The organism is Staphylococcus pasteuri, from assembly GCF_003970495.1.
Lineage (GTDB): Bacteria > Bacillota > Bacilli > Staphylococcales > Staphylococcaceae > Staphylococcus > Staphylococcus pasteuri.
The window spans coordinates 1-11,107 of the sequence record NZ_RXWW01000051.1 but is presented as its reverse complement, the minus strand read 5'-3'; the positions used below and the strand labels follow the sequence as shown (position 1 = coordinate 11,107).

Annotated in this window: 10 protein-coding genes; 7 read left to right on the top strand and 3 right to left on the bottom strand. The window is 31.0% G+C overall.

All coding sequences use genetic code 11. The features are described from left to right. The coding region (locus CD121_RS07570) for an N-acetylmuramic acid 6-phosphate etherase (RefSeq protein WP_126567775.1) at positions 1-450 on the bottom strand (450 nt) is incomplete at its 3' end. A 3-nt stretch (positions 451-453) separates the two neighbouring features. Continuing rightward, a complete protein-coding gene (locus CD121_RS07565) occupies positions 454-1,509 on the bottom strand; it encodes a MupG family TIM beta-alpha barrel fold protein (RefSeq protein WP_126567773.1) in 1,056 nt (351 codons plus the stop codon). A 575-nt stretch (positions 1,510-2,084) separates the two neighbouring features. On the opposite strand from CD121_RS07565, the gene CD121_RS07560 reads away from it, so the two are divergent. After that, entirely contained in the window at positions 2,085-2,819 is a 735-nt protein-coding gene (locus CD121_RS07560) for a CPBP family intramembrane glutamic endopeptidase (protein WP_126567770.1), read from the top strand. Between the two features lie 287 nt (positions 2,820-3,106). Here CD121_RS07560 and CD121_RS07555 read toward each other — a convergent pair whose 3' ends face one another. Then, complete coding sequence (locus CD121_RS07555; RefSeq protein WP_046467127.1) at positions 3,107-3,817, bottom strand: helix-turn-helix transcriptional regulator; 711 nt, start codon at positions 3,815-3,817, stop codon at positions 3,107-3,109. A 446-nt stretch (positions 3,818-4,263) separates the two neighbouring features. Between CD121_RS07555 and CD121_RS07550 the strand changes: the two genes are divergently transcribed. From CD121_RS07550 to CD121_RS07525, 6 genes are all read left to right on the top strand, one after another. After that, entirely contained in the window at positions 4,264-5,055 is a 792-nt protein-coding gene (locus CD121_RS07550; protein WP_046467128.1) for an inositol monophosphatase family protein, read from the top strand. A 174-nt stretch (positions 5,056-5,229) separates the two neighbouring features. Beyond that, complete coding sequence (locus tag CD121_RS07545) at positions 5,230-6,180, top strand: LCP family glycopolymer transferase (RefSeq protein WP_126567767.1); 951 nt, start codon at positions 5,230-5,232, stop codon at positions 6,178-6,180. Positions 6,181-6,423: 243 nt separating this feature from the next. After that, entirely contained in the window at positions 6,424-9,378 is a 2,955-nt protein-coding gene (gene fdhF, locus CD121_RS07540; RefSeq protein ID WP_017636453.1) for a formate dehydrogenase subunit alpha, read from the top strand. Continuing rightward, positions 9,378-9,848 (top strand): helical membrane plugin domain-containing protein, encoded by a 471-nt coding sequence (locus tag CD121_RS07535; protein ID WP_017636452.1) that lies wholly within the window; start codon positions 9,378-9,380, stop codon positions 9,846-9,848. The genes fdhF and CD121_RS07535 overlap by 1 nt, the downstream gene beginning before the upstream one ends. 142 nt (positions 9,849-9,990) lie before the next feature. Continuing rightward, positions 9,991-10,239, top strand: coding sequence for a hypothetical protein (locus tag CD121_RS07530; protein WP_159463839.1), 249 nt, complete (start codon positions 9,991-9,993; stop codon positions 10,237-10,239). Between the two features lie 23 nt (positions 10,240-10,262). Then, a complete protein-coding gene (locus CD121_RS07525) occupies positions 10,263-11,039 on the top strand; it encodes an N-acetylglucosaminidase (protein WP_046467130.1) in 777 nt (258 codons plus the stop codon). The last annotated feature ends 68 nt before the right edge of the window (positions 11,040-11,107 follow it).

Genomic DNA, 11,107 nt, shown 5'->3' with positions numbered 1-11,107 from the left:
AGTTAAAGCACCTTTAACATAAGGTGTGCGCCCACTTGCAGAAATACCTATAACAATATCATTTTCAGTTAAACCAATATTCTCTAAGTCTTTTTGACCAAGCGCTTCATTATCTTCGGCACCTTCAACAGCTTCTGTCATCGCTTTAGGGCCTCCAGCAATAATACCTATTACTTCATTTGGTGAAGTGTTAAAAGTTGGTACACATTCAGCAGCATCTAGTACACCTAATCTACCGCTTGTTCCTGCACCAATGTATATCAATCTACCGTGCTGACTAAATTTTGCAATTGACTCATTAATAACGTTTGTTAACTTTGGAATAATAGATTCTATAGCTTTAGGAACTAATTGATCCTCTTGATTCATTGTTTTAAGTGCATCTTGAATTGACATTTCATCTAAATGCATTGTTTGTGCGTTACGTGATTCAGTTGTTAAATCATTCAATGCTTATGTCTCCTTTAAACATATAAATTCAAAAGTATCGCCTGGCTGTATGATCTTAAGAAAAGGAAGATCTTGTTTACAAATACGTGCAAGACGATTGATATTTGAATGTCCTGGAAGAGATGTTTTAATAATTTGAAGTTCACCTTCATAACGACCATTAAGGTAGTTATCGATAGTAATATCTCCAGGCAAACGTTGTTCGATACCAATCGGTGTAATTTTCTGATTCACCATTAATCTAGATGTTTGAGAACGGAAGACATGTTCGGGCGAATCAATTCTTACATGGTGTTTTGCATATAATAGATTTAATAAATGATCATCATTATTTTCAACATTAATGATATGCAATACAAAGTGATGTTGAACAAATATTTGATAAAGTTGTTTAGCTAAATTGATTTCTAAACCATTATCAGCAATAACGATAGTATTAATACCAGTTAATTGTAGTTCATGTACAGCTTGAATAGCATGTTCATGCCTATGATTTTCTATTGTAGGTAAGCCTTTGTATAGAGGACCTCTTAAGTTTGTTCCAGGAATAAAGGCAAATATCTTAGCATTTGGATCGAATAAATGAATAAGATTATTTTGCTGTTGAAGTGATGACAAACTTAATCCTGTATCGGGTCTAGGATAATAATTATGACAATAAACAAGTGTTCGAATATTTGGATTACTATAAATAGTAGATAATATATGATGCGTTATTGTACTAGCGTTAATACAACATTGATATCCTCTTTTTTGAATATCAAGAATAAGATTCACATTAAGTTGATCATCAATTCTAATAACAAATTCCCCGTTTGAGAATTGATCTAATAAACTGTAAAAGTGGTGATTAAGTAAAGAAGGATTTACATCAATAATAAAAGTGATTGAATATTGCGATAATAACTGGCACAATTCTCCCAAATGCGACAGTTTAAATTGATCATCTTCTTCTGGTATTTGAAGGGAAGTAAAAATGGTATCGTATCCCTGAGATACCATTGATAGAATATAAGATTCATTCAATCTTTGTCCTATAGATACCGAGAAACCAAGCATGATCATCCTCCTCAAATAATTGCTTAATCATATCCGATTATAACGCTAATATTATTAATTTACAAATTGCATATTAGAATAAAGTATAAAACTTTTACAAAAAAATTAAAAAACAATAAAAATTAAAATAAATAGTTGTTTAGAGGTTAATGTGTATTCATTGAATATTGTAGAGAAAGAAGTTTTTAATAGGTATAAGATTTATAATAAGTTAAACTGTCGAAAATCATTAATTGATAATGATTGATGGTTTGGCAACTGTCTCCATTTTTTGTAATGTTAAAAGGATGTTCGTTGAAAAAGGTGATTAAATTTTTATAATTGTTTAAATTTAGATCAGTGGATTTAAATTGATCTGATAATTGTGAGGTAATCCAGTGAGATTCTTCAATGAGTAAAGTGGTAAATTCGTTTAATGTAGTCTCGAATTTGTTATGATTAAAAAGTATATAATACTTTAACTTTTCAGTTATCATAATGAGTTGAGTTAATTTTAATTCTATGTGGGTAAATGTTTCTTGCGAATTCATAAAGCCTCCGTTTAGATATAAAGATAAAAAGAAAGGATACATAATATGAAACTTTCGAACAAAGGATATCGTTTTAAAGATATTGCGTGGAGAGATTTGTTATTAATACCAATTATCTATATTGTGTTATTGATATTTTCGATGGTAGGTTTTGGGATATTAAATACACATTATACTCACCCAGATAAATTAATGCAGTCAATGATGGCGACTGTTGCACAAGTGATGAGTTATATTATTGCAATTTTAAGCTTTTATTTAATGCATATAAAATCATTTCCCAAACGATTTAGTAATGGAATTAATTATGTTAAAAAGCATTGGATATTCTTAATTTTTATGTTACTTATAGCACTTGGGGCATCATCGCTTTATGAGTGGTTGATGCAATTTTTACCGAAGTCATTACAGTATAGTGAAACGCAAAATGAATTAGCACTTGATCAATTATTCAAAATACCTTTATTTTTACCTATAGCGTTTCTTTTAATTGTCATTGTTGCACCTATTGTTGAAGAATTGGTGTTTAGACATATTCTTATCGGAGAGTTAGGTAAGAAGTTTAATTTTATTTTTATGGGGATTATTTCAGCAGTAACGTTTACTTTAATACATGTTAGTGGTGCGAAATCACCATTTGAATTTGGGGCATACTTTATATTAGCAATTATATTGGTAGTTAGTTATTTAAAAGCTAAAAGAAATTTAGCGTCCTCAATTACCATTCACATATTAAATAACCTCATATCATTTATATGGACGCTATTTATTGTTTATTAGAAAAACGAAGTATAGCCTGTGACATAAAAGATGTCACAGGCTATATGTATATTGTCGCCTAGTGAGATAGTTATAGAAATCATTTAAAGTCATACTTTTTGTGTAACAAATTAGTATGACTTACTTAATAGCAATAAGCTATTAAGAACAAAAGGTTCGCATGAACTAAAGAGTTCATGCATAAGAGTTACTACGCACTAAAGTGCAAGTACCTCTAATGAATTAGGAGTGAAATAAAGGATTACACTAGCTAAAGCTAGTGCATAAGAACCACTAGCCTAATAAAATTAGGAGTGGTTCTTTATATTTCTGGTGGGGTCTGATAAAAATTGCTGATAGTTATCAATTGTTATATCTTGTGTTTTAATTGTTTTTTCAAATGAATAAGAAATGTCTTGTATATCTCTTATTAAAAGTTCTCTAGTGGAACCTAAGCCAATTTCGAATACGATAGCATGCCATTGACCATCTTTACACAACAATCCAATAAAGATTACATTTTCAGCAACAGTTCGATCTTCTTCGTAAAAATCTACTAGCATCACTTTACGCTCAGAACAGTATATTAAAATATCAGAAAAAATATTGGGTAATGTAACCTGAGTAGTGTCTTCAAATTTTATATAATAGTCCATCTTTTTTAATAATTTGCGTATACGTGTTTGCGGTAAACTTAAACATTGTTTCAAAATAGCCTGAATTTCTTTCGCATAGGGCAAAGTTGAATAAGATTGACTTTCATTTAAAGTAAGAAATAATGCAGAAAGTTGAGCATCTGTTAAAGTTAGCGCAATTTTTGATTGTGATTCTTGAATTTTATAGCCGCCTTGACTGCCATGTGATGCATGTATTTGTACACCTTGATTTTCTAAATCATCAATATCTCTAAGAATTGTACGTTTTGAAACTTTAAATCTTTTTGCTAATTCAGAAGCAGTAATCTTATTACTTTGCTGAATTTCTTGTATCAGTCGATTTTGACGTTCTAATTTATTCAATGAAAGTCACCTCCAATAAACATTACATATTACAATAATTATATCATATAAGCGACAATGATGACATTTGTAGCTTATTTTAGAAATAAAAAGTGAAAATATCTCAAAAAAATTTTAGAAAACGCTTACAAATGAAAAACGTTTATGTTAATATATTATTTGTAACAGGGGGAGCGATTAACAAAGGGGTAGAGCTATATAACAGGTAGCTGATAATCGTTCGAGTTACACTAAAACATCTTCAATATTTATTACTTACTTTCCTTTCTATTTGTCGGCTAGCATAAGACTAGCCGATTTTTTTATGTCAATAATGTTAATGTAGGACTAAAATTTTTAAGTACAATATATTATGACTGTGTTAGAGTAGATTTTAATGAATTATAGTTTTTAAATAAAATTTGAACATACAATGATAAATAGAAAAAAATAAAGAGGTGTTATAGATGACTAATTATCAACTAAATGATATAGATCAAATGGTTACAGAATGGTTAGAAAATATAGACAATATTATCCCTAAATTAATTTTTGATATGCATACTGAAACAAAATTAAATCGATTTGATTTAGTGACGAATGTTGATCAGCAAATCCAAAATGAATTTCAACAATTTTTAAGTAAACACTTACCAGACCATCAATTATTTGCTGAAGAAAAGAGCAATGAAGGGATTGATCCTAGGCAAGGCCATGTATGGATTATGGATCCTATAGATGGTACAGCGAATTTAGTTAAACAGCAAGAAGATTATTGTATAATTCTAGGTTATTTCGTAGATGGAGAACCTAAATTATCATATATCTATGATTATCCACATGGACATTTATATAAAGCGATTGAAAATAAAGGTGCATATGATAATAACCAAATATTATTAGCCCCGCCAATCATAGATATAAAAGATGCCATTCTATCATTTAATACACAAGTGTTGAATGATGAAACAATGCATGAATTATATGAGGCATCCTTTGGACATAGAATTATAGGATCATGTGGTTTAGATTCATTAAGAGTGATTAAAGGTCAATTTGGTGCACATATCAATACTAATCCTAAACCTTGGGATATCGCAGCTCAATTCTTATTTGCAAAAGAACTTGGTTTAAAAATGAGTTCATTGGATGGCAAACAAATAGACTTATCAACTGCAGCGCCATTTATTATAAGTAATGAAGGATGTTATAAAGAAGTCCTTGAAATTTTAAATAGTGGTTCTGGATACGGAAAGTAATATTATAAATATATTGCCTCATCACTATATGATGTCCATATTTGACACTTAGATTATTCTTTTAAATTAATTTTTGTATAATAAGACTTTAGAAGTATAGTAAAATTAATTTTCTATTATATAATAATTAAGGTATGTAGTATGTGACACAGTTAAGGAAAAGGAGTGATGGGTGTGCGCAGATCAGAAAAAAATAAAATGAGTCTACCCGCAAAAATTTTAGTTTGGTTTATTGGAATTTTATTTATTTTAGCCTTAGTAGCAGTGATTTATGTCGTTGCTAAAGTTTTTATCACTGGCGATAAAATACATAATCCTTTAGATAGAGACCATTCTCACTTGAGAGATGGAAAGGTTAATTTAAAAAATGGTGATCCATTTACGATTGCACTATTTGGTGTAGATTCAGATGCTGAACGTAAGGCACAGGGTGGCGGCTCTCGTAGTGATACGATTATGATATTATCAATTAACCCAGAAAAGAAAAAAACTGAAATAGTTAGTGTTCCTAGAGATACACAAGCTAAAATTGTAGGAAAGGGTACAACAGAGAAAATAGCGCACGCTTATGCTTATGGTGGGCCTAGTATGTCTATCAATTCATTAGAAAAATTAATGAATGTACCTATTGATCATTATGCAACCATTGATATGGATGGATTACACGATATGATTGATACACTTGGCGGTATAGATGTTGTCAGCAATGATACTTTTACAACTAATGGCGTTCATTTTGAAAAAGGAAAGAAAACACACGTAAATGGAAAAGAAGCAATGAGCTTTATTCGAAGTCGTAAAGAAGAAGGTGCTGGTGGTGACTTCGGACGTCAAGAACGTCAGCAACTGATATTAGAAGCTATGGCAAATAAAATGACTAGCGCATCTTCTATTGCACACTTCCCATCTTTAATGAATGAAATCCAAAAAAATGTGAAGACAGATTTATCATTAGGTGAACTGAATACTATTAGAAGTAAATATAAAGATGCAAATGATACAGTTAATCGTCATCAACTAGATGGACAAGGTGGTATACAAGACGATGGATTATATTATTTTGTGCCAAGCGACAGCTCTCTTCAAGAAAATGCTAATTTATTAAAAGAAAATCTAAATATGTAATAAAAGTTCATAATTTCAATTAATAAAGAACAATGGTGTTAATAGTTAATACCATTGTTCTTTTTTTGCAATTCTCAAAAGCTTTAATTTTATATTAAAATGTAAAAAGTCCTTAACATTGTATGTTTTAAGTTATACAATTAATATGATTCTATCTATTCATATATGTGGGGCATGTAGTTGGATAGGAATAAAAGAAAATGACGTTAGCAATTACGGAAATATATATAATGGGGTGAAAGTATGAAAGAACATTTAATCGTTACCCTTGACGGAACTGATTATTTAGTTGAACCAGGTACCAATTTATTAGAATTCATACGTTCAAGAGATACATTTGTACCAGCGATTTGTTATAACGAATCAATGGGACCAATTCAAACATGTGATACTTGTACAGTAGAAATAGATGGCAAAATTGAAAGAGCATGTGGAACATCAATCGATAGACCAATGACAGTTAATACAACAACTGACCATGTTCAAGCTTCTCAAAAAGAAGCACTAGATCGTATTTTAGAAAAACATATGTTGTACTGTACAGTTTGTGACTATAACAACGGTGATTGTGAAATTCATAATACGATGGATGAGTGGGGGCTCCAACATCAAACTTATGAATATAAAGAAAAGCCATATGAAAAAGATTATGGTCCATTTTATCGTTACGATCCGAACCAATGTATTTTATGTGGACGCTGTGTAGAGGCATGCCAAGATATAGAAGTTAATGAAACAATTAGTATTGATTGGGATAGAGAACACCCAAGAGTAATTTGGGATAATGATGTTCCTATTAATGAATCTTCATGTGTATCTTGTGGTCAATGTGCAACAGTATGTCCATGTAATGCAATGATGGAAGTCAATATGGAAGGTAATGCTGGTTATATGACTGATACAGAGCCAGGTTCATTAGCTGCTATGATTGATTTAACTAAAAAGGCTGAGCCAGGATATGGACCATTATTTGCCATTTCAGATTCTGAAGCAGAAATGCGTAAAGAACGTATCAATAAGACTAAAACTGTATGTACATATTGTGGTGTTGGATGTTCATTTGAAGTATGGACTAAAGATAGAGAAGTATTAAAAGTACAACCTTCACACGATTCACCAGCAAATAAAATTGCATCATGTGTTAAAGGTAAATTCTCATGGGGCCATATTAATTCAGATCAACGTTTGACTAAACCGCTAGTACGTAAAGATGGACAATTCCATGAAGTAGAGTGGGATGAAGCGTTAAATGTAATCGCTGATAACTTTACTAAAATTAAAGAAAAATATGATGCAGATCATTTAGCATTTATTTCTTCGTCTAAGGCAACTAATGAAGAATCTTATTTAATGCAAAAATTATCACGACAAGTTATTGGTACAAATAATGTTGATAATTGCTCAAGATATTGCCAAGCACCAGCAACAAAAGGGTTATTTAGAACTGTTGGACACGGCGGAGATTCTGGTAGTATTGAAGACTTAGAAAAAGCAGCTATGACTGTACTTATTGGTACAAATACTGCAGAGGCACATCCAGTTATCGCGTCACGTATGAAACGTGCACAAAAACTATTTGGCCAAAAATCTCATGTGTTTGATATTAGAAAACATGAAATGGCTGAACGTGCTGATGAATTCTACCAACCTAAACCAGGAACTGACTTAGTTTGGTTAAGTGCAGTAACAAAATATATTATCGACCATGATTTACATGACAAAGACTTTTTAGATGAATGGGTAGATGATTTTGATAAGTATTATGAATCATTATCAACATTCACTATGGAATTTGCAGAAGAAACAACTGGTATTCCAAAAGAACGTTTAATTAAATTTGCTAATGAAGTAGCCAAAGCTGAATCAGTATCTATTTGTTGGGCAATGGGTATTACGCAACAAGATATCGGTAGTGATTCAAGTACTGCTATTTCTAATTTATTATTAGTTACAGGAAACTATCGTAAACCAGGTACAGGTGCCTATCCATTACGTGGACATAATAATGTTCAAGGTTGTAGTGATATGGGTAGTATGCCAGACAAAATTACAGGTTATCAAAGTGTTGAAGCGGATGATGTTCGTGCTAAATTCGAAAGAGAATATGGCGTAGAATTAAATAAAAAACCAGGTCGCGATAACCATCAAATGATTGAAGGTATTCATAATGGTGAAATCAATTCACTTTATTTATACGGTGAAGATACTGGTATCGTTGATTCAAATATCAATTTCGTTCAAGCAGCTTTTGAAAAATTAGACTTTATGGTAGTTCAAGATGAATTTTTAACATATACAGCGACATATGCTGATGTTGTACTACCTGCAAGCCCATCATTAGAAAAAGATGGTACATTCACAAATACAGAACGTCGTATCCAACGTTTATATAAAGCTTTAGAACCTAAAGGCGATTCTAAACCTGACTGGGAAATTTTCCAACTTATTGCTAATCGCTTAGGTTTCAATTGGAATTATCAACATCCTAGCGAAATTATGGATGAAATTGCTCGTTTAACACCTTTATATTCAGGAGTAAGTTATGAGCGTTTAGAAGGGTTCAATAGTTTACAATGGCCAGTTCATGAAGATGGTACAGATGAACCATTACTTTATTTAGAAGGATTTAATTTTGATAATGGTAAAGCTAAACTTTATCCATTAACATTTGATAATTACTTTAAAGAAGATGAAGTTTATGACCTTCACGTTAATAACGGTCGATTATTAGAACATTTCCATGAAGGAAATATGACGTATCAAACTGAAATGATTAAATACAAAATGCCTAACGCGTTTGTTGAAATCTCACCAGAGCTTGCTAAAGATCGAGGTATTCATGAAGGTGCAGAATTAAAATTCATCTCTGAATCAGGTGAAGCTACTTTATTAGCACATATTACTGATAGAGTAAGCGGAAAGCAAATTTATATTCCTTTAAATAACGACGCGCTTGAAAATGGTGCTATGGGTGCAATCAATGCACTAACGAATAGTGATGTGGATCCTGAAACAGACACACCATCATATAAACGCACTAGCGCTCGCATGGAAGTGATTTCTAAACGTGGTAAGTCACCATTGAATCCAACTAACTTCCGTGTAGATAAACAACGAAATCCACAATACAGTGTTAGAGTTGATAAAAAATGGGATCGTGAGGACTATGTTTTCCCGGGAAATCAGGTGAATGACTAATGGCAGAAAGAATAACTGAAATCAAACGTATGCAAAAGTCACCCGAACAAGTTAAAGCAGAAAGTCTTAACGAAGTATTGGATGCTATATCTGAAAACAAAGACAGTATCTTAAAAGCCATACGCTTAGTTAAAGTATTAGATGAAGCGAAAATATTAGATGCATTAAATGGTGGTATTAAAGGTAGACAAGTAATTATTAATAAATTTGCTGTTGAACTTAATAAAGATATTTATACAGGATTACTTTCAAATATGGCATCATTAGTATTCTTATTAGGAGACTTAAATGTTAAAGATTTAAGTGAAATGCTTAATAAACTTAATAAAGGTATGCATGTTGCAAATCAAGCAAGCCCTAACTCTAAAACAACGATTAGAAGCTTAATGGGTGTATTAAAAGATGACGATATGAATCGTAGTCTTACATACATGTTAAACTTATTAAAAGGCATGTCTCGAGAAGACTAATTAACATTTGAGGTCAGAACATTTTATCTAGGATAAGCATATTCTCCTATGATGTTCTGATCTCTTTTCTTTATGTCGACAGAAATTTAAAAAATCATGTATCATGTATATTAAATATTATTTTAAAGAATAGAGGTGTCGTATGATAAATCCTAATATATTAAAAGCAATGGCAATTGTATCCAATGTGTTATTAGTGATAGGTATTATCTTTTTAATTATGTTGAAATTAGTCTTAGCCATTACTTTTTTTGCAGTGTCATTAGCTATTAGCTTAGTTATATTTAATGTTCTTTTCAGAGATAAAACAGGAATGAAGATTGCTATTAATGTTTCTTTCTTTATAGTTGTCGTGGCAATTGTCATTGCTTATTTCGTATTATCTAAATAGTTATAAATAGGAGCTTTGAATAAATGAAAAATATGAGTAAAGCCCGCTTGAGTACATTAGTTATCATTGTACTAATTATTATTTTTGGTATTTTGTATATTATTTTCGATACTAATTTATTTAACAATGATAAACGTGTTTCATTTAATGAAGCAGTATCAAGACAACAAAATAAAGGTGTTCTAAATACAAAAGAAGAAAATGGTGAATTTAAAAAGGCGAATGAATCTGATATTAAAAAAGCAATGTCAATTCACCGTGGTGACAATAAACTAAAATACATGGACATATCTGAAAAGGTTCCTATGTCAGAAGCGGAAGTAAATAAGATACTAAAAGGTAAAGGTATATTAGAAAAACAAGGAAAAAGCTTTTTAGATGCCCAAGATAAATACGAAGTAAATATTATTTATTTAATCAGTCATGCTATTATTGAAACAGGTAATGGACAATCAGATTTAGCTCATGGCATTAAAGATGGTAAACATCATTATTATAACTTTTATGGTATAGGTGCTTTCGATGAAAATGCAGTGCATACTGGTAAAAGTTATGCTAAAAAGCAAGATTGGAATTCACCTAGAAAGGCTATTTTAGGTGGTGCAAAATTTGTTAGAAAGCAATATTTTGAAAATCAGCAAATTTCTTTGTATCAAATGAGATGGAATCCACAAGAACCCGGACAAAATCAATATGCTAGTGATATACATTGGGCAGATAATATTGCCAAGTTTATGAAAAAATATTACGAACAATTTGGTATAAAAAAAGATAAAGTTAGAAAAGATTTTTACTTATAGTCGGTTTCAAATACAAAATATTAACGTTAGATAGGAAGTTACTATTCATCTATAATGATGTAGTATAC